Below are 20,364 nucleotides of genomic sequence, written 5' to 3' on the forward strand. Positions count from 1 at the left end.
TTCGCCGGGGGCTCCGGTGGGCTCCGGTGGGCTCCGAGGGGACAGAAGCACCTTAGGGCCTGCCCGGCGGAATCCGCCGGGCAGGCCCTGACAGCGCGGTCCGGGGTCAGCCGGCCCGGGTGAACACCGCCACGGTGCGGGCCGGGACCGTGAAGGTGCCCGAGTCCGCGGTGTAGGCCGCGTTCTTCACCACGGCGTCCGAGCCCGCGGCCTGCACCGGGTGCAGCGCGTAGCCGGTGCCGGCGAGGTCCGCGAGGCGCTGGCGCTGCTCCTGCGGGGTGGCGTTGAAGACGACGACCAGGTCACCGAGGCGCATGGTGATCACGCCCGGCGTCTCCTCGGTGCCCGAGAGCGGGAAGGAGAGCTTCGCCTGCACCTGCTCGGCGGTGCCGAGCGAGAAGGCGCCTTCCGTCGTACGGATCCTCAGCAGGTCCTGGTAGGCCGCCGAGGCGCCCTGGATCTGCTCGCAGCCGACCTTCAGCTTGCCCAGCAGGGGCCTGGCGAAGGGCCACTTGGAGGCGTTGTCCGCCGCCGGGGGCAGACCGCGGCCGAAGCCGTTGCCGTCGGCGCAGTTCCAGTGGATGGCGTTGAACCAGTCGCCGCTGTCGTAGGAGTTGCGGTCCAGCGACTTGGAGCGCAGCAGGTCGGAGCCGGCCTGGGAGAGCGCCGGGCCCTGCGAGAGGGCGGCGGTCGCCATCGCGAGGACCTGCATCCGGGCCCGCTCGTCCGCGCCGACCGTGTCGGGCAGCTTGAACGCGAGGGCGTCGAACAGCGACTCGTTGTCGTGCGCGTCGGCGTAGGCGAGGGCGTCGCCGGGGGCGTCCGCGTAGCCGGCCGGGGAGCCGTTGTAGTCGACCTCGGAGCCCTTGACCTCCTTGCCGCCGGTGTCGGTGAAGCGGTAGCCGGCGAGGTTGCCGGACAGCCCGACCTTGATCAGGTCCTGGTAGTGCAGGAGGCGGGCCCTCTGCTCGGCCTCGGTGCCGTTCGCCGTGGAGGAGTTGGGCTCGTTGTAGAGGCCGGAGGCGAAGCCCTGGACGCCGGGGTCGGAGTCGAAGGGTCCGCCGCCGCGCACCGCGTCACGGGCCCGGTCGGAGAAGGTGGCGATGCCGGTGCCGGCCATGTTGAGCTGCGTGGCCTGGACGAAGCGGGCGTCGTCGGCGATCTCGCCGAAGTTCCAGCCCTCGCCGTACAGGATGATCTTCTTGCCGTCGACGCCGTCCTTCTCGGGGGTGAGGGCGTCGAGGGCCTTGCGCACGGCGAGGATGTTGGCCTTGGGGTGGTGGCCCATCAGGTCGAAGCGGAAGCCGTCGACCTTGTACTGCCTGGCCCAGGTGACCACCGAGTCGACGACGAGCTTGCCCATCATGGCGTTCTCGGTGGCGGTGTTGGAGCAGCAGGTGCTGTTGGCGACGGAGCCGTCGGCCAGCAGGCGCTGGTAGTAGCCGGGCACGATCTGGTCGAGGACGGACGTCCTGGCCTGGCCGCTGGAGGCGGTGTGGTTGTAGACGACGTCCATGACGACGCGCAGGCCGTCCTCGTTCAGCGCCTTGACCATCCTGCGGAACTCGACCGTGCGGGCGGTGCCGTTCGGGTCGGTGGCGTAGGAGCCCTCCGGGACGGTGTAGTGGAACGGGTCGTAGCCCCAGTTGTAGGCGTCCTTGGCGGCGGCCTTCGCCACGCACTCCTGCTGCTGCTCGGAGTCGGCGGCGAAGGAGGTCAGGTCGCAGTCCGGGGTGGTCTGGTCGGACTTCTTCTCGGGGATCGTGGCGATGTCGAACACGGGCAGCAGGTGCACGTACGAGGTGCCGGCCGAGGCCAGGTCGCGCAGGTGCCTGGAGCCGTCGCTGTCCTTGTCCGCGAAGGCCAGGTAGGTGCCGGGGTTCTTGGCGGTCCGGTCCTCCACGGAGAAGTCCCGGACGTGCAGTTCCTGGATCTGCGCGTCCTTCAGCGGGACGGCCGCGGGCTTGGTGTACGTGCTCCAGCCGTCCGGCGTGAGCGACTTGTCGGCGAGGTCGACGACGAGGCTGCGCTCGGAGTCGGTGGTGAGGGCGAGCGCGTAGGGGTCGGTGACCTTGTTGGTGACGACCTTGCGGACGCTGGGCGCCCACACCTTCACGATGTACCGGTACGGCTTGTTCTTCCAGCCGGCGGGGCCGGTGACGGACCAGACGCCGGTCGCGGCGTCACGGCTCATCGCGACCGTGGTGCCGTCGAGCTCCAGGGCGACGCTCTGGGCAGTGGGGGCCCAGACCGACAGGGTGGGACGGCCGTTCCTGAACACCGGGCCGAGGCCGGCGCCGGTCGCGTCGTAGAGGTCGTCGAGGACGCCCGCGATCTGCACGCCGGTCGCGGTGAGCACGGCGCCGTTGGCGGCGCGCTGGGCGGCGACGAGCTGTCCGTTCAGGGCCTGGCGGACCCGGTCGCGGTCACGGGGGTCGACGGAGTAGGCGGTGTAGTTCCGCAGGTGCGGGAACTTCGCCTTCTGGGCGTCGGTGAGGTCGGTCTTCCCCAGTCGCAGCCAGCGCTCGTCGGTGCTGGTCAGCGCCCCGTCCTTGACCTCGATGGAGCCGGTGCGGGAGTAGAGCAGCTGGGTGGAGGCGGCGGCCTCGGAGCCGTTCCAGGCGATCGTGTTCCGGTCGATCCAGACCGCCTTGGAGGTGGTCAGGTCGAGCGCGGCCGCGGAGCCCTCGGGCTGCGGGAGCAGGTACTTCTCCTGGCCGCTCAACAGCCACACCTCGTGCCCGTTCGCGGCGAGGTCCAGGGACTGGTCGGCGGGCAGGTCCTTCTCGTCGCCCTTGTGCAGGATGTAGCTGAGGCTGGTGGCACCCTCGGTGAGCGGCACCTCGAAGACAGCGCCATAGGCATCAGTCTTCACCGGCTTCAGGGGGTTCGACCACTCGGTGGGGTTCGCGGCACCGGTCCAGGTGTGCAGGCCCCAGCCGTCGTAGTCGCCGTCGGCGCGGTGGTAGTGCAGGACGGCCTTGGACTTGTCCGGGGCCGGGTACTCGGCGGCCGGGCGCTCGGTGAGGACGGTGTCCTTGCCCTGCTCGATCCAGATCTCACCGGTCTTGGTGACGTCGATGGAGCGGTCGGCGGAGACGTCCTTGTTGCCCTGCTTGTCGATCACCAGGAAGCCGACGTTCGAGGCGCCCGGCTTGAGCTTGACGTAGGCGAAGGCCCCGTAGGCGTCGCGGCCGGTGAAGGGGTGGCTGTCCGGCCAGTTCTTCCCCTCGCCCTCGGCGATGTCGCCCCAGGGGTACAGGCCCCAGTCGGCGTAGTCGCCGTCCGCGCGCTTGTAGTGGACGACCGCGTAGTCGCGCGAGGACGCGCTGGGGATCTCCTCGGCCGGCGCGGTGCCGGTGGTGGAGGCGGCGGTGGCGGCGGCCGTGCGGCCGGCCGAGTCGATCACGACGGCCTTGTAGCGCAGGGCCGTGCCGGCCGGCACGTCCTTGCCGATGACCTGGGTGACCTTGTACGGGGCGTGGTCGGCGGAGCCGAGGACGCGCCAGGCGCCGGTGCCGGTCTGGGCGGCGAAGACCACGCGGTTGAGCTGTCCGCCCTCGACGTCGGCGGTCAGCTCGACGGTGCCGGTGGCACCGGCGGCGGGGGCCTCGAGGGTCAGCGTGGGCTTGACGGCGGGGGCGGCCGGCCGGGCGGCGGCCTTGTAGACCACGGCGGAGCCGGCCGGGACGGTGACGGTGACCTTGCGGTCGGCGTCCGAGGTCAGCGCGCCCGAGGCACCGTAGATGCCGTTGTAGCGCATGGCCGCGGCGCCGGTCGCGAAGGTCGCCGACTTCGCCTCGCCCGCGTTGTTGAAGGCGACGACGTACTCGGTGCCGGTCTTCGCGTCGGTGCGGGAGAAGGCGTAGACACCCGCCCCGTCGGCGGAGTAGCGCTCGGTCTGGATGCCGTCGGCGAGGGCCGGGTTGGCCTTGCGGAGCTTGGCGAGCGCGCTGATCCGCCGGTAGAGCGGCGCCCTGGTGTCGTACGCGTCGCTGGCGTGCGTACGGGCCGTGCCGAGCTGGTCGTCGTCGAGGTAGTCGGCGGTGCGCGAGGCGAACATCGTCTGGCGGGCGTCCTTGTCGCCGCCCGCGCCGGTGAAGCCCTGCTCGTCGCCGTAGTAGACGACCGGGTTGCCGCGGCTGAGGAACATCAGCTCGTTGGCGAGCCGGTCCTTCTTCAGCAGCTCGGCGTCGGAGGCGTTCGGGTTGTCCTGCTTCAGGAACGTCCCGATGCGGCCCATGTCGTGGTTGCCGAGGAAGCTGACCTGCTCGTAGGCGTTGGCCTTGTCGGTCGTGTACTTGTAGTCGTCACCGAAGACGGCGGCGAGCTTCTTGGCGCTGCCGCCCTGGGAGGCGTACTGCCGTGCCGCCTCCTGGAAGGGGAAGTCGAGGGTGGAGTCGAGGCGGCCCTGGGTGACGTACGGCGAGGTGATGGAGGTGTCGGCGGAGTAGACCTCGCCGAACATGAAGAAGTCGTCGCGGCCCTGGGCCTTGGCGTAGGCGTCCAGCGCGGTGGCCCACTGGGTCCAGAACTCCAGGTTGACGTGCTTGACCGTGTCGATGCGGAAGCCGTCGATGTCGAAGTCGCGCACCCAGCGCTGGTAGATGCGCTCCATGCCGGTGACGACCTCGGGGCGCTCGGTCCACAGGTCGTCCAGGCCGGAGAAGTCGCCGTGCAGGGCGTTCTCCCCGGCGAAGGTCGAGTCGCCGCGGTTGTGGTACATCCGCGTGTCGTTGAGCCAGGAGGGGACCTTGACGTTCCTCTTGGCCGCGGGGACCGTCGGGGTGCGCGGGAAGGAGTCCTTGTCCACGCGCGGGAAGCGGCTGCCGCCCGCCGCGTAGTCGGCGTCGTCGAAGGGGCGGCCTTCCTTCGTCAGGTACGGGAAGGCGCCCTTGGAGAGGTAGCCGTAGGACTTCTCCTCGTAGTCGACGACGTCGGCGGTGTGGTTGGTGATGACGTCGAAGAAGACCTTCATCCCCTTGGCGTGCGCCGCGTCGATGAGCTTCTCGAGGTCGGCGTTGGTGCCGAAGTGCGGGTCGACCTGGGTGAAGTCGGTGATCCAGTAGCCGTGGTAGCCGGCCGACGCGTTCGCGCCGGTGCCCTGCACGGGCTGGTTCTTGAAGATGGGCGCCATCCAGATGGAGGTGGTGCCCAGGCCCTTGATGTAGTCGAGGCGCTTGGTCAGACCCTTGAGGTCGCCGCCCTGGTAGAAGCCCTTGTCGGTGGGGTCGTACCCGGTGGTGAGGCGGGAACCGGTGAGCCCGCCGCGGTCGTTGGAGGCGTCGCCGTTGGCGAAGCGGTCCGGGAGCACGAAGTAGAACTGCTCACGGGTGAGGTCGTGGCGCGCGGCCGCCTTGGCGAGGGCCGCGTCCGAGGGCGGAGGCGGCGGCGTGGCGGCCTCGGCGGCGAGCGGCTGGACCAGGGCCGCGGCGAGCGCGGCGACGGCGACCGCCGCTGTCCTCCTGCCCTGTCCGCCCTGCGCGGTGCGGCGCGTCCCAGGCGCCGTCCATCTGGGTATCACAGGTGTGAACTCCTTGCGATTACGGCTCATTCGGGTCCGACCCCGCGCGGACCGTACCTCTGACGCAACGCTTGCAGCAAGGGCCGTGAAAGTAACGGAAAGGAATTTCACGACCCTTGCCGGGTCGGCTGCTCAGCAGGAGGACTTGCCCGCGTAGACGGCCAGGGCCGTGTTCGGGCTCAGCGTGGCGGTGAACTGCCCGGAGGAGTTGACCGTCACCGGCGTGTTGTTCTGTACGTTGCAGTACGTGCCCGCGGGCAGCGAGGTCTGGTACGTGCGGGTCAGCGAGGACGACTCGTGGTTGATGGCCACGTAGCCCTTGCTGCCGCGGCCGAAGCCGATCGCCTGGTAGCCGTTGTCCCACCAGTTGGTGACGGCCTGGCCGCGGGTGGCGTTGCGGAAGGCGACCATGCGCTGGATCTCCGGCCAGGCGTGCTGGCACTTCCAGCCGTTCTGCCAGCAGGCGTCGACCTGGCCGCCGTTCGGAGGTCCGGCGTCGATGTCGGAGAACTCGTAGCCGGAGTTGATGTCCGGGGCGCCGTACGGCCACGCCAGCATGAAGACGTTGGCCATCGTGTAGTTGGCGTTGTCCTTGTAGCTGAGGGTGGAGCCGTTGCGCTCGGTGTCGTGGTTGTCGACGAAGACACCGGAGACGCCGCTGCTCATGTAGCCCCAGCCCTCCCCGAAGTTCTTCAGGTAGGCGAGCCGCTCGTTGTTGAAGACCCGCTTGAGGTCGTAGGCGTAGCGGAACTCCTGGACGTCGCCGTTGCCGGTGTACTCGGACGGCTGGACGGCCTCCCCGGCGCCGTAGATGGCCTCCTGCTTCCAGTAGACCGACGGGTTGCTGAGCCGGGACTTGATGTTGGCGAGGTCGGCGGCCGGGATGTGCTTGGCCGCGTCCACGCGGAAGCCGTCCACGCCGTAGGACAGCAGGGTGTTCATGTAGCCGGCGATGGCGGAGCGGACGTGGTCCTCGCCGGTGTCGAGGTCCGCGAGGCCGACCAGTTCGCAGTTCTGGACGTGCCAGCGGTCCTGGTAGTTGGTGATCGACGCGGTGCAGTTGTCGAAGTCGTTGGACGAGTACAGGCCCGGGTAGTTGTACTTCGTGTACGACGAGCCGCCGGTGCCGGTGCCGTTGACGGCCGCCATGTGGTTGATGACGGTGTCGACGACGACCTTCACCCCGGCCGCGTGACATGTGTTGATCATGTTGCGGAAGGCGGTGGCGTCACCGAGCCGCCCGGCGATCTTGTAGCTGACGGGCTGGTACGAGGTCCACCACTGGGAGCCCTGGATGTGCTCGGCAGGCGGGGAGACCTGCACATAGCCGTATCCGGCGGGGCCGAGGCGGTTGGTGCACTCGGTGGCGACCGAGGAGAACTTCCACTCGAACATCACCGCGGTGACGTCCTTCGTGCCCGGCGGGGAGGCCTGGGCGGAGCCGGGTATCAGCACGGCTGCCCCGGCGGCGAGCGCTGCGGCGCCCGCGACGATCCTTCTGACCATGTGGGGGTCCTTCGTCATTGAAGGGGGTTCTCTGAAATCTTTCAGAAACCTTGCGGTGGCCAGATGTTAGAGGCCCGCTGGCCAAAAGGGCAGCGCTCCGGCGGAAGTTGCTGCAAGAACTTACGAAGGCGTGCCGGGCCCGGCGGTGATGAGGGCCAGCAGGGCAGGGGCCTCCGCCAGGCGGGGGTGGGAGGGGTGGAGGTGGGTCTCGCAGCAGGTCAGCGCCTGCCGGGCCGCGGCCTCCGCCTCGCCGTCACGGCCCAGGCCGTGCAGGGCGGCCGCTGTCACGAGGTCCAGCTTCCCGGCGTGGCCCCGCTCCCACTTCGGGGTGAACCGGCTCGCCTCGGCGAGGGCTTCGGCGAACCGGCCCTGGCCGTTCAGGCTGCGCACCAGGGTGCAGTGCAGCGCCGCCCCCGTACCCTCGACGCCCTCCGCGCCCTCGGCGCGGGGCTGGTTCCCCCGGGCGATGGCCTCGGCCTCCTCGTGGCGTCCCAGCCCGCACAGTGCCTCGGCCAGGCTGTCCAGCACGACCAGTTCCACGTTCCAGACCGCCGCCACACGCTTGTGATGGGTCAGCTCACGCAGCACGGACTGCAGCTCCGCCTCGGCCTCGGCGTGCCGCCCCTGCAGGCCGAGGACCGCCGCGCGGTTGTGGCGGACCAGCAGTTGGAGGCGGCGCAGCGATCCCGCCGTACCGTCCAGCTCCGCGACGAGGGTCTCCATCTCGGCCAGCACCTCGTCGCCGCGCCCGTGGACGCAGGCCAGCGTCGTGGCCAGCGTCCTCGCGTACCAGGTGAACCTGAGGCGGCGGTTCTGCCGCCACAGCCGCCGGGCCGCCGCCTCGCAGGCTCTGGCCTCGGCCTCGGCCTCCTCGTACCTGCCCTCCTTCGCGAGCTCGGCGACGTGACGCACGGAGGCGGTGAGCCGTCGCGAGCGGAAGGAGGGCGGGGCGGGAAGCTTCACCCGCCGGAGATTACGTGAACATGCCCATTCGGTGGGCGGCAGGGCACCCTGGACGCACGGCGGGACACCTCAGAAGCACCCTGGACGCGCGGCGGGACACAGGAACACACCCCCGACACACGGCAGAGCACCGGAACGCACCCCCGACACACGGCAGGACACCAGAACGCACCCCGGACACACAGGGCAAGGCACCGGAAGGCAACCTCCGGGCGCACGGCAGGACATCCGACGGCGCCCCGGACACACGGCAGGGCCCGCCGCCGGTGGTGAACCGGGGGCGGGCCCTGAGGCGGTGGCGCGTACGGGGTCAGGCCGTCGTGAACCACACGGTCGTGTCGGCGGGCACCTTGGTCTCGCCGTCGGTCTCCGCGATCTCGCCGCTGGACAGCAGGACGCGGCCGTAGGCGGGGGTGGTCACCGACTCGCCCGTGGTGTTGGCGACACACACGAAGTCGCCGCGGCGCAGGGCCAGGACGCCCTCGGGCGCGCGCAGCCACTCCACCGAGTCGCCCGCGCCGAGGTCAGCGTGCTCGCGGCGCGCCGCGAGGGCCGCGCGGTACAGCTCCAGCGTGGAGCCGGCCTCGCCGGTCTGGGCCTCGACGCTCAGCTCGCCCCAGGCGGCCGGCTGGGGCAGCCAGCTGCCGCCGGAGCCGAAGCCGAAGGAGGAACCGGTGCGGGTCCACGGGATCGGCACCCGGCAGCCGTCGCGGAAGCCGTCCTGGCCCGCGCCGCGGAAGAACGCCGGGTCCTGGCGCGCCTCGTCGGGCAGGTCGACGACGTCCGGCAGGCCGAGCTCCTCGCCCTGGTAGACGTAGGCCGAGCCGGGCAGCGCCAGCATCAGCAGGGAGGCGGCGCGGGCGCGGCGCAGGCCGAGCTCGCGGTCGCCCGCCGTGCGGATCTGGGTGCCGAGGCCGGGCGGGTTGGCGAAGCGGGTGGCGTGCCGGGTGACGTCGTGGTTGGACAGCACCCAGGTCGCGGGGGCACCCACCGGGCGCATGGCCTCCAGGGTGCGGTCGACGACCGTGCGCAGCTCCTCGGCGTCCCATTCGGTGCCCAGGTACTGGAAGTTGAAGGCCTGGTGCAACTCGTCGGGACGCACGTAGTTGGCGGTGCGCTCCACGGTCGGGGTCCACGCCTCGGCGACGAAGATGCGCTCGCCGGAGTACTCGTCGAGGATCAGACGCCACTGCCGGTAGATGTCGTGGACGCCGTCCTGGTCGAAGAACGGCATGACATCGTTGCCCAGCAGCTTGAGCTGATCGTGGGAGCCGAGGTCGGGCAGACCGGCCGCCTTGACCATGCCGTGGGCGACGTCGATACGGAAACCGTCCACGCCCATGTCCAGCCAGAAGCGCAGGATCGAGCGGAACTCGTCGCCGACGGCCGGGTGCTCCCAGTTGAAGTCGGGCTGCTCGGGGGCGAACAGGTGCAGGTACCACTCGCCCGGGGTGCCGTCGGGCTCGGTGACCCGGGTCCAGGCGGGGCCGCCGAAGATGGACTCCCAGTCGTTGGGCGGCAGTTCGCCGTTCTCGCCCTTGCCGGGGCGGAAGTGGTAGCGGTCCCGGCTCGGCGAGCCGGGGCCCTCCGCGAGGGCGCGCTTGAACCACTCGTGCTGGTCGGAGGAGTGGTTGGGCACCAGGTCGACGATGATGCGCAGGCCCAGGCCGTGGGCGTCGCGGATCAGCGCGTCGGCGTCCAGGAGGTTGCCGAACATCGGGTCGACGGCGCGGTAGTCGGCCACGTCGTAGCCGGCGTCGGCCTGCGGGGAGGCGTAGAAGGGGCTGAGCCACACGGCGTCCACGCCGAGGTCGCGCAGGTACGGGAGACGGGAGCGTACGCCTTCCAGGTCGCCCATGCCGTCGCCGTTGCTGTCGGCGAAGCTGCGCGGATAGACCTGGTAGATCACCGCGTCCCGCCACCAGTCGCGGCGCTTGGCGACGGTGGCGACGGCGGAGTTCGGTGCCGGGTCGGCGGAATGCTGGCTCATGGCGTCCTTGGGTAACTGAGTGGATGTCATGTGGGCTTCGGGTACGGGTTGACGAGGCGGCCGCGGTGGCAGCGGGGTCGGATGGCCACCGTGGCCGCCTCGGGTCCCTGGGGCGACGCCCTGGGGGGCGCGGGGAACCTGCGCGACCGGTCGCGACGAGAGCCGCGCACGACCGGCGGCGGCCGGTTCCCCTCTCCGCGCCTACCCCTTCGTGCCGCCCGCGGTCAGGCCGGTCACGAGGTTCTTCTGCACGAGGTAGAAGAACGCGGAGACGGGTATGGCGACCAGGACCGCGGTGGCGGCCATCAGGTTGCGCTGGGCGTCGTGCTCGCTGACGAAGCTCTGCAGACCGACCGCGAAGGTGTACTTGGTGTCGCTCAGCATGAACGTCGAGGCGAAGGCGACCTCACCGAATGCGGTGATGAAGCTGTAGAAGGCGGCGACCGCGAGACCGGGCTTGGCCAGCGGCAGGATCAGCCGGAAGAAGGTGCCGAACGGGGAGAGCCCGTCGACGCGGCCGGCTTCGTCGATCTCGAAGGGGATGGTGTCGAAGTAGCCCTTCAGCAGCCAGGCGCAGTAGGGCACCGCGGTCGAACAGTAGACCATGATCAGGCCGAGGTAGCTGTCGATCAGCTGAAGGTCGGACAGGATCTGGTACATCGGGACGATCAGCACGGCGATCGGGAACATCTGGGTCACCAGAAGCACCCACATGAACTTCTTGTAGCCGGGGAAGCGCATCCGCGAGACGGCGTAGCCGGTGGTCGCGGCGATCATCACGCCGATGACCGTGGTGCCGAGCGAGACGATGAGCGAGCTCTTCATCCACTCGAAGAAGTTGGTCTCCGTCAGCACGAACGTGTAGTTGCTGAACGTCATCTTCCCCCAGATGTCACCGGGGTGCAGGTAGTCGTCCTTGTCCGGGCCCAGCGACAGGAAGACCAGCCAGGCGATCGGGAACAGCGCGATCAGGCTGCCCGCTATGAGGATGCCGTGGGAGGCGAGGGAGCCCAGCAGGCTGCGGCTGCCCCGGCGGCGCGTGCCGCCCCTGGGCTCGGACAGGCGGCCGGTCCCGGTCTTCTCCTGGGCGGAGGTCTCGACTGTGGTCGTACTCATGTGAGCTCCTGCCTCAGATCGCGAGCTGCTGGTCGTTGCGGTTGAGCCAGCGGCGGTAGAAGGAGGTGAAGACGATCAGGATGGCCAGCAGCAGGATGCCGTAGGCCGCGGACTGCGCGAAGTCGCGCGGCTGCTGTCCGAAGCCCAGGTAGTAGGCCCAGGTCACGAGGATCTGGGCGTCCGGGGCGGTGTTGCCGAACAGCAGGAAGATCACGGCGAACTGGTTGAACGTCCAGATCACGCCGAGCAGGACGACGGTGGAGCTGACCGAGCGCAGGCCCGGCAGGGTCACGTAGCGGAAGCGCTGCCAGGCGCTGGCGCCGTCCATCTCCGCGGCCTCGTAGAGCGAGCCGTCGATGGACTGGAGGCCGCCGAGCAGCGAGACCATCATGAACGGGACACCGCACCAGGTGTTGACCATGATCGCCGCGAACCGCTGCCAGAAGGTGTCCTCCAGCCAGGCCGGCGTCGGCAGGTGCAGGAACTCCAGGGCGGAGTTGACCACGCCGCTGTCGGCGAGCATGAACCGCCAGCCGAAGACGGTGACGAAGGTGGGGACCGCCCACGGCAGGATCAGGATCAGCCGGTAGAAGGTGCGGCCGCGCAGCTTCTGGTTGAGCAGCAGGGCGAGGCCGAGGCCGATGGTGTAGTGCAGGGCCACACAGACGGCCGTCCAGACGATCGTCCAGACGAAGTGGGACCAGAACCGGTCGTAGGCGGTCGGACCCCAGAGGATGTCGGCGTAGTTGTCGAGCCCGATGAACTTGTACGTCGCCTCGATCTCGTTGACGCCGATGGTGCGCCCCGTGTTGAGGCTGTTGGCGTCGGTGAGCGTCAGGTAGAAGCCGTACGCCAGCGGATACAGCACGAGGATGCCGAGCACGATCGCCACCGGGGTGATCATGGCGTAGGCGTACCAGTGCTTCTCGTAGGCGTGCTTCAAGCGCTGCCCGAGGCCGGGCCGGGGCGCGCGGTCACCGCGGCGCTTGCCGGTCGCTCGATCGATGGCGACTGTCATGGTTCGACACCTTCTGGAAGATCAAAAAGATCACGGGGAGTACGGCGCACAGGCCGGCGGCCGCCGGGACGCTCCCCCCACCATGATCGGGGCGTCCCGGCGGCCACGGGCGGTCACTTGCTGAAGTCCGGCACCAGCTTGGCGATGGAGGTCTCAGCGCTGCTCAGGCCCTTGTCCAGGGACTTCTTGCCACCGGCGATGGCGGGCAGCTCGGTGTCCAGCGGACCCCACAGGGAGCTGTACTCGGGCAGGGCCGGGCGCGGCTGGGCGGCGGCCAGGACGACCCCGTAGCCGGCGATGCCCGGGTCGGCCTTGACCTGCGCCGTGTAGGCGTCGTCGCGCGTGGGAAGCGTGGAGTTCTTCAGCGCGATGGTCTCCTGGGCCTTGGCCGAGGTCATGAAGTTCACGAACTTCAGCGCGGCCTTCTGGTGGGCCTCGTCGGAGCCGGCGTACACGGAGAGGTTGTGGCCGCCGGTCGGGGCGCCCGCCTTGCCGCTGGAGCCCGCCGGGACGGTGGTGATGCCCAGGTTGGCCTTGTCCTTGAACGCGGAGCCCTTGTAGAAGTTGGTGATCTCCCACGGACCCTGGATGATCGCGGCGACCTTGCCGTTGACGAACGCGTCCTGGATGTGGGCGTACGCGTCGGCGGTGGTGTCGGCCTTGTGCAGGCCCTTGCCGTCGAAGAGGTCCAGCCAGGTGCCGTAGGCCTTCTTCGCCTCGGGCGAGTTGACCGTGATCTTCTTGGCGGCGGCGTCGACGGTGTCGGTGCCCTCGCCGTACAGGAAGGACTGGGCGTAGTAGGCCTGGGTGGAGCCCCAGTAGCCGTCGACGCCGGTCTTCGCCTTGATCGTGGCGGCGGCCTTCTTCAGCTCGTCCCAGGTCTGCGGCGCCTCGACGCCGGCCTTCTCGAACAGAGCCTTGTTGTAGACCAGGGCCAGGGTGTCCGTGACGAACGGAACACCGTAGGTCTTGCCCTCGTACTTGGCCTGCTCGATCAGGTTGGTCTTGAACTTGGCCTGGTCCGCGAGGGCCTCGGTGCCGTCCAGCGGCAGGAAGTAACCCTTCTTGGCGAAGGCGGGGGTCCAGCCGACCTCGGAGCGCAGGATGTCCGGGGCACCCTTGGAACCGGCGGCGGTGTCGAACTTGTTCTGCGCCTGGTCGAAGGGGACGTTGACGTACTTGACCTTGACGTCCTTGTTGGCCGCCTCGAACTTCTTGACCAGGGCCTGGTACGTCGGCGCCTCGTTGGTCGCGTTGGAGGTGTCCCACCAGGTGATGGTGACCGGGCCGTCGGCCTTGTCGCCGCTGTCACTGCCGCCGCCGCAGGCCGTCGCCGCGAGGGCGAGGGACGCCACCAGCGCGCTGGCCGCTATGCCACGCCGCATGAGTTCTCCTTGAGGGTGAAAGCCCGTGTTGCCAGGGGTGACGGTCCCGCCCGTCTCCCCGTGTCTTGCCGACTGCGCCTTTGCGGCCGCCGGGCGACTGGAACGTAACAGCCATGTAAGCGGCGCGAAAGACCTTGCAGAAAAAAAGTGCAAGGGATCTCAGGCGTTACGTCGGCGTGACCTGTTCTCCACTGTCGCGAGACCCGGTATTGCAGGTGATCAGCGCGGCGAGGAACACTTGTGCAAGACTCTGCAAGCTCTTGCCGTACGTTTCACGAGGGGACGCCATGCCACAGCAACCACCGGTGCGCCGGTCGATCGCACGCACCCGGCGTCCGGTTGGTGTGCAAGGCGACATACGAGCGGTACAGTCCACTGCCGTGACCACACGGCTTGCTGACATCGCTGCGCAGGCGGGGGTGAGCGAAGCGACCGTCAGCCGCGTCCTCAACGGGAAGCCGGGCGTCGCCGCCACCACCCGCCAGTCCGTGCTGGCCGCCCTCGACGTGCTCGGCTACGAGCGCCCCGTCCGGCTGCGCCAGCGCAGCGCGGGCCTGGTCGGACTGATCACGCCCGAGCTGGAGAACCCGATATTCCCGGCCCTGGCGCAGGTCATCGGCCAGGCATTGACCCGCCAGGGCTACACCCCGGTGCTCGCCACGCAGACACCGGGCGGCTCCACCGAGGACGAGCTCACCGAGATGCTGGTCGACCGCGGGGTCGCCGGGATCATCTACGTCTCCGGGCTGCACGCCGACACCACCGCCGACATGCAGCGCTACGAGCAGCTGCGGGCGCAGGGCGTGCCCTTCGTGCTCGTGGACGGTTTCTCGCCGAAGGTGCAGGCGCCGTTCATCTCCCCCGACGACCGCGCGGCGATGCAGCTGGCGGTCACGCACCTGGCCTCGCTGGGCCACACCCGGATCGGCCTGGCCCTCGGGCCGAAGCGGTTCGTGCCGGTGCAGCGCAAGATCGACGGGTTCGTGCGCACCATGCAGGAACAGCTGGGGCTGCCGGCCGAGACGATCGAGACGGAGCTGGTCCAGCACTCTCTGTACACGCTGGAGGGCGGCCAGGCGGCCGCGACCGCGCTCATCGACCGCGACTGCACGGCGGTGGTGTGCGCCAGCGACATGATGGCGCTCGGCGCCATAAGGGCCGCCCGGCAGCGGGGCCTGTCCGTGCCGCACGACATCTCGGTGGTCGGCTTCGACGACTCCCCGCTGATCGCGTTCACCGACCCGCCGCTGACCACCGTGCGCAAGCCGGTCCCGGCGATGGGCCAGGCCGCCGTGCGCACGCTGCTGGAGGAGATCGGCGGAACGCCCGCCCCGCACAGCGAGTTCGTGTTCATGCCCGAGCTGGTGGTGCGCGGTTCGACCGCCTCCGCCCCCGGGGACCGCAATCGTCCCTAAGATGGAGACGGTCCCTTCTGGTGCGCTTTTGAGGTGCGCTCCGGACCGGCCCAGAGGATGATCGGTGGCGTAACTATTGTCTGGCAGACTCTGTGCCCATGGGTGAGACGACCGTGACGACGCAGCAGGAACGCCTGGAAGAGGCCGTCCCGCAGCCTGTCGCGGACACGCCCGGGCAGCGGCTGCTGCGCCGGGTGCGCGCCCCGCGAAGGCCCCGTCTGTGGTTCGAGATCCTGCTGATCGCGGTGAGTTACTGGACGTACTCGCTGATCCGCAACGCGGTCCCGGAGCAGAGGGCCGAGGCGCTGCGCAACGCCGACTGGATCTGGCGGTTCGAGCACCAGCTGGGCCTGGCCTTCGAGCACTCCGTGAACCACGCGGTGAACGGCGTGACTTGGCTCGTCGTCGGCATGAACTACTACTACGCCACCCTGCACTTCGTGATCACGCTGGGTGTTCTGGTGTGGCTCTACCGTAGTCACCCGGGGCGTTACGCGGCGACCAGGACGGTGCTGTTCGCCACCACCGGTGTGGCGCTGGTCGGTTACTACCTGTATCCGCTCGCCCCGCCCCGGCTGATGACCGGCGGCGGCTTCGTCGACACGGTCCTGGTCCACCAGACCTGGGGCTCGATGGCCTCCGGCGACCTGAAGAACATGTCGAACCAGTACGCCGCGATGCCGTCGATGCACATCGGCTGGTCGCTGTGGTGCGGACTGACCGTCTTCGCGCTGGCCGCGGTCCCCTGGGCCAGGGTGCTGGGCCTGCTCTACCCGGCGCTCACCCTGGTCGTCATCGTCGCCACGGCCAACCACTTCTGGCTGGACGCGGTGGGCGGCATCCTGTGCCTGGCGTTCGGCTACCTGGTGGCGCGCCTGTGGTACGGAGCGCTGCCGCACTCCCTGCCGCGGCTGGTGCCACCCAAGGGCGAACAGCGGATTCCGGCCAAACCCTGAGCGCCCCGGGACCTCGTTCCGGGGCCCCCGGCCAAACCCTGAGCGCCCCCGGACCTCGTTCCGGAACCCCGGCCAAACCCTGAGCGCCCCGGGACCTCGTTCCGGGGCCCCCGGCCAAACCCTGAGCGCCCCCGGACCTCGTTCCGGGGCCCCCGGCCAAACCCTGAGCGCCCCCGGGACCCCGCCGCGAGGCCCCCGCCGAACCCTGAGGCACCGGGGCCTGCTCCTGGTCCCGGCGGGCCCTACCGGTCCGCGTAGAACAGCTCGTCCACCACCGTGCGGGCCCGGCGCATGGTCCGCCGGTAGCCGTCCAGCATGTCCCCCACGTGCCCGGGTCCGTAGCCGAGGTAGCGGCCCACCGCGGCCAGCTCGCGCGCGTCGGAGGGGAAGGTGTCCCCGGCCCGCCCGCGCACCAGCATCACGGCGTTGCGCACCCGGGTGGCCAGCACCCACGCCTCGTCCAGGGTGCTCGCGTCGTCCTCGGACAGCAGCCCCGCCTCCCGTGCCGCGGCCAGCGCCTTACGGGTGCGGGTGGTCCGCAGCCCCGGCTGCCGGGCCCCGTGCCGCATCTGGAGCAGCTGCACGGTCCACTCCACGTCGGACAGGCCGCCGGGCCCCAGCTTGGTGTGCAGCTTGGGGTCGGCGCCGCGCGGCATCCGCTCGGACTCCATCCGCGCCTTCAGCCGCCGGATCTCCCGTACGGCGTCCTCGTCCAGGCCGCCGGCGGGGTAGCGCAGGGGGTCGACGAGCTCGACGAAGCGCCGCCCGAGGTCCTCGTCCCCGGCCACCGGCTCGGCCCGCAGCAGCGCCTGCGACTCCCAGACCAGGGACCAGCGGCGGTAGTACGCCTCGTACGACTTCAGGGTGCGCACGAGCGGCCCGGACTTGCCCTCGGGGCGCAGGTCGGCGTCGATCAGCAGGGGCGGGTCGGCGCTGGGGATCTGGAGCAGACGGCGCATCTCGGAGACGACCTTGTTGGCCGCGTTCGCCGCCTCCTGCTCGGGGACGCCCTCGCGCGGCTCGTGCACGAAGACGACATCGGCGTCGGAGCCGTAGCCCAGCTCGTGGCCGCCGAAGCGGCCCATGCCGATGATCGTGAAGCGGGTGGGCAGGGTGTCGCCCCAGCCAGCCCGGACGACCGCGCGCAGGGTGCCCGCGAGGGTGGCGGCGGTGAGGTCGGAGACCGCTCCCCCGACCCGGTCCACCAGTGCTCCCTGGTCGGGCTCGGCGGGCTGGGCCTCGGTGCCGTAGGAGCTGACGATGTCGGCGGCGCAGGTGCGGAAGAGCTCACGGCGGCGCACCCCGCGCGCGGCTCTGACCCCGTGCTCGGCGTCGTCCGCGCGGCCCACCGCGGCGAGGGTCTCCTGCTCCAGATGGGCCCGGGTGCGCGGCGCGAGGCCCGCGCCGTCCCCGTCGCCGAGCAGCGCGACCGCCTCCGGGGCGCGCATCAGCAGGTCGGGGGCGAGCCGCCCGGCGGACAGCACCCGGGCGAGGTTCTGCGCGGCGGCGCCCTCGTCCCGCAGCAGCCGCAGGTACCAGGGCGTCTTGCCCAGCGCGTCGGAGACCTTGCGGAAGTTCAGCAGGCCCGCGTCCGGGTCGGCGGAGTCGGCGAACCAGCCCAGCAGCACCGGCAGCAGGGTGCGCTGGATGGCGGCCTTGCGGGTGACGCCGGAGGCGAGGGCCTCCAGGTGGCGCAGGGCGGCCGCCGGGTCGGCGTAGCCGAGGGCGATGAGGCGCTCGCGGGCCGCCTCGGCGCTGAGCCGGGCCTCGCCGGGGGCGAGCTGGGCGACGGCGTCCAGCAGCGGGCGGTAGAACAGCTTCTCGTGCAGTCGGCGCACCACACCGCCGTGGCGGCGCCACTCGCGGTTCAGCGCGACGACCGGTTCGGTGCGCAGGCCCAGTGAGCGGCCGAGGCGCCGCTGGTCGGCCTCGCCCTCGGGGACGAGGTGGGTGCGGCGCAGCTGGTAGAGCTGGATGCGGTGTTCCAGCGAGCGCAGGAAGCGGTACGCCTCGTCGAGCTGCACGGCGTCGGCGCGGCCCACGTAGCCGCCGGCGGCGAGCGCCTGGAGGGCGTCGAGGGTGGTGCCGCTGCGCAGGGTGGCGTCGGCGCGGCCGTGCACGAGCTGCAGCAGCTGCACGGCGAACTCGACGTCCCTGAGTCCGCCGGGACCGAGTTTGAGCTCGCGGTCGAGCTCGGCGACGGGGATGTTCTCCACCACCCGGCGGCGCATCTTCTGCACGTCGGCGACGAAGTTCTCCCGCTCGGCCGCCTGCCAGACCAGGGGCGACACGGCGGCCACGTACTCCTCGCCCAGCTCCAGGTCGCCGGCCACCGGGCGGGCCTTGAGCAGGGCCTGGAACTCCCAGGTCTTGGCCCAGCGCTGGTAGTAGGCGAGGTGGCTGCTGAGGGTGCGCACGAGGGGGCCGTTGCGGCCCTCGGGGCGCAGGTTGGCGTCGACGGGCCAGATGGAGCCCTCGACGGTGGTCTCGGAGCAGATCCGCATCATGTGCGAGGCCAGCTTGCCGGCCGCGCGCAGCGCCTTGTCCTCCTCGGCGCCCTCGGCGGCCTCCGCGACGAAGATGACGTCGACGTCGGAGACGTAGTTCAGCTCGTGGCCGCCGCACTTGCCCATCGCGATCACCGCGAGCCGGCACTGCGCCGCGTCGCCGGGCGCGGCCGCGCCGGCCTGGGCGAGGGCGGAGCGCAGGGTGGCGGTGGCGAGGTCGGCGAGCTCGGCGGCGGTCTGGGCGAGGTCGGTGGTGCCGCACACGTCACGGGCCGCGATGGACAGCAGACACCGCCGGTAGGCGACGCGGAGCGCGACGGGGTCGCCGGCCTCGGCGAGGCAGCGCTCGAACTCCTCCACGCCCGGGTGCAGGTCGCGCGGCTCGTAGGTGACCAGCGCCCGCCAGTCCCCGGGGTGCCGGGCGAGGTGGTCGGCGAGGGCCGCGGAGGCGCCGAGCACGCCCAGCAGGCGGTCGCGCAGCGGCTTGGCCGCTATCAGCGTGTCCACCAGTTCGCGGCGGTCGGTGGGCGCGCGCTGCGCCTCCAGCAGCCGGACCAGGCCGTGCAGCGCGAGGTCGGGGTCGGCGGTGCCGCCGAGGGCCTCCAGCAGCACCGGGTCGCTGCGTACGGCGGTCAGCTCCGGGCTGTCCAGCAGCAGTTCGGCGGCGGACGGATCGGTGAAGCCGTGCCGCAGCAGTCGGGTGAAGGTACTGCTCCTGCGCCCCGGCGCCGTCATGCCCCGCCTCCCGTCCGATCAAGGTCGTCCGTTCGAGACTAGCCCCAGTCCGCCTCACGGGCGCCGATGAGTTCCGTCCGTGAGACGGGTCCACACCGGAGGCGCACGGAAGGAGAGGCGATGCCCGACACGACCCCGAGGACCAGCCTGGACGCCCGGTACAGCGATCCCGCGGCCACCGCGACCGACTGGGCGGAGGCCGAGAGGCTGCTGGCCGCCGCCGAGCTGTTCTGGATCTCGACCGTACGGCCGGACGGGCGGCCGCACGTCACTCCGCTCCCCGCGGTCTGGTCGCGGGGAGCGCTGCACTTCTGCACGGGCCCGGAGGAACGCAAGGCGCGCAACCTGGCGGCGAACCCCCGGGTCGTCCTGACCACCGGCAGCAACACCTGGGACCGGGGCTACGACGTGGTGGTCGAGGGCGAGGCGGTCCGGGTGACGGACGAGGGACGTCTGCGCGAACTGGCCGGGGCGTGGGAGGCGAAGTACGGCGGTTTCTGGCACTTCGAGGTCCGGGAGGGCCATTTCCACCACGGCGCCGGGCGCGCCGTCGTCTACTCGGTGGCGCCGGACACGGTTTTCGGGTTCGGTAAGGGTGAGCCGTTCAGCCAGACGCGGTGGCGGTTCGGCTGACCTTCGGATGACGCGACAAGGGAGTCACGCCATGCAGATGAGCCTCGAGGTCGTCCTTCTTCCGGTCACCGACGTGGACCGGGCGAAGGAGTTCTACCGGGACAAGGTCGGCTTCCATGTCGACCTGGACGGCGAGGTGATGCCGGGGGTGCGGATCGTCCAGCTCACGCCGCCCGGTTCGGGCTGTTCGATCGCCCTGGTGGACGGCCTCCAGGTGCCCACGGGCATGCCGGAGCCCGGCACGTACCACGGGCTCCAGCTGGTCGTCACCGACGCCAAGGCCGCCCACGAGGAGCTCACCGGCCGGGGCCTGGACGTCACCGAGCCCCAGCAGTGGACCCCGGAGGACGGGGCGACCTTCATGTACTTCAAGGACCCGGACGGCAACGGCTGGTCGATCCAGGAGTACCGGCGCCGGCTGACGGAACCGCTGCACAGGCTGCTGGCCGAGCAGGCGGAACGGGCGGAGCGGGGCGAGTAGCGGTCCCCGGTTCCCCGTCCGGGCCGGGGGGGCGGGGCGGGGGGGGGCCCCCCCCCCCCCCCCCCCCCCCCCCCCCCCCGCCCCCCCGGGGGCCCCCCCCCCCCCGGGCCCCCTTTGAGCCCCGACCACCCCCCC

At 70.8% G+C, this 20,364-nt stretch carries 12 protein-coding genes; 4 read left to right on the forward strand and 8 right to left on the reverse strand.

What is annotated here, in order from left to right; all coding sequences use genetic code 11:
* Positions 1 to 106: 106 nt before the first annotated feature.
* The 7 genes from pulA to ACFYR0_RS18525 all read right to left on the reverse strand — a co-directional run bounded on the left by pulA (position 107) and on the right by ACFYR0_RS18525 (position 13,502).
* Complete coding sequence (gene pulA / locus ACFYR0_RS18495; protein ID WP_389328633.1) at positions 107 to 5,524, reverse strand: pullulanase-type alpha-1,6-glucosidase; 5,418 nt, start codon at positions 5,522 to 5,524, stop codon at positions 107 to 109.
* Between the two features lie 132 nt (positions 5,525 to 5,656).
* Positions 5,657 to 7,030 carry an alpha-amylase family protein gene (locus ACFYR0_RS18500; protein WP_389328636.1) on the reverse strand — a complete coding sequence of 458 codons (1,374 nt, stop codon included), beginning with the start codon at positions 7,028 to 7,030 and terminating at the stop codon, positions 5,657 to 5,659.
* Positions 7,031 to 7,150: 120 nt separating this feature from the next.
* The gene (locus ACFYR0_RS18505; RefSeq protein ID WP_389328639.1) at positions 7,151 to 7,993 is read right to left on the reverse strand and encodes a tetratricopeptide repeat protein; all 843 of its coding nucleotides are present in this window, start codon (positions 7,991 to 7,993) and stop codon (positions 7,151 to 7,153) included.
* A gap of 310 nt (positions 7,994 to 8,303) precedes the next feature.
* Positions 8,304 to 9,983, reverse strand: a complete 1,680-nt coding sequence (locus ACFYR0_RS18510; protein ID WP_389328642.1) for a glycoside hydrolase family 13 protein — start codon at positions 9,981 to 9,983, stop codon at positions 8,304 to 8,306.
* Positions 9,984 to 10,184: 201 nt separating this feature from the next.
* Positions 10,185 to 11,099 (reverse strand): sugar ABC transporter permease, encoded by a 915-nt coding sequence (locus ACFYR0_RS18515; RefSeq protein WP_389328645.1) that lies wholly within the window; start codon positions 11,097 to 11,099, stop codon positions 10,185 to 10,187.
* A gap of 13 nt (positions 11,100 to 11,112) precedes the next feature.
* Complete coding sequence (locus tag ACFYR0_RS18520) at positions 11,113 to 12,117, reverse strand: carbohydrate ABC transporter permease (RefSeq protein ID WP_386384962.1); 1,005 nt, start codon at positions 12,115 to 12,117, stop codon at positions 11,113 to 11,115.
* Between the two features lie 113 nt (positions 12,118 to 12,230).
* Complete coding sequence (locus ACFYR0_RS18525; protein ID WP_389328649.1) at positions 12,231 to 13,502, reverse strand: extracellular solute-binding protein; 1,272 nt, start codon at positions 13,500 to 13,502, stop codon at positions 12,231 to 12,233.
* 380 nt (positions 13,503 to 13,882) lie between these two features.
* Here ACFYR0_RS18525 and ACFYR0_RS18530 point away from each other — a divergent pair, with 380 nt between their 5' ends.
* Positions 13,883 to 14,917 (forward strand): LacI family DNA-binding transcriptional regulator, encoded by a 1,035-nt coding sequence (locus ACFYR0_RS18530; protein ID WP_386384966.1) that lies wholly within the window; start codon positions 13,883 to 13,885, stop codon positions 14,915 to 14,917.
* Positions 14,918 to 15,015: 98 nt separating this feature from the next.
* A complete protein-coding gene (locus ACFYR0_RS18535) occupies positions 15,016 to 15,873 on the forward strand; it encodes a phosphatase PAP2 family protein (RefSeq protein ID WP_389328653.1) in 858 nt (285 codons plus the stop codon).
* Positions 15,874 to 16,115: 242 nt separating this feature from the next.
* Here the strand turns inward: ACFYR0_RS18535 and ACFYR0_RS18540 are convergent, their stop codons facing one another.
* Positions 16,116 to 19,115, reverse strand: a complete 3,000-nt coding sequence (locus ACFYR0_RS18540) for a bifunctional [glutamine synthetase] adenylyltransferase/[glutamine synthetase]-adenylyl-L-tyrosine phosphorylase (protein WP_389328656.1) — start codon at positions 19,113 to 19,115, stop codon at positions 16,116 to 16,118.
* 120 nt (positions 19,116 to 19,235) lie between these two features.
* Here ACFYR0_RS18540 and ACFYR0_RS18545 point away from each other — a divergent pair, with 120 nt between their 5' ends.
* Both ACFYR0_RS18545 and ACFYR0_RS18550 read left to right on the forward strand, forming a co-directional pair.
* Entirely contained in the window at positions 19,236 to 19,748 is a 513-nt protein-coding gene (locus ACFYR0_RS18545; RefSeq protein WP_389328659.1) for a pyridoxamine 5'-phosphate oxidase family protein, read from the forward strand.
* Between the two features lie 31 nt (positions 19,749 to 19,779).
* Entirely contained in the window at positions 19,780 to 20,229 is a 450-nt protein-coding gene (locus ACFYR0_RS18550) for a VOC family protein (RefSeq protein WP_389328662.1), read from the forward strand.
* Positions 20,230 to 20,364: the final 135 nt, after the last annotated feature.

Source organism: Streptomyces sp. NPDC005017, assembly GCF_042873115.1.
Classification (GTDB): domain Bacteria; phylum Actinomycetota; class Actinomycetes; order Streptomycetales; family Streptomycetaceae; genus Streptomyces.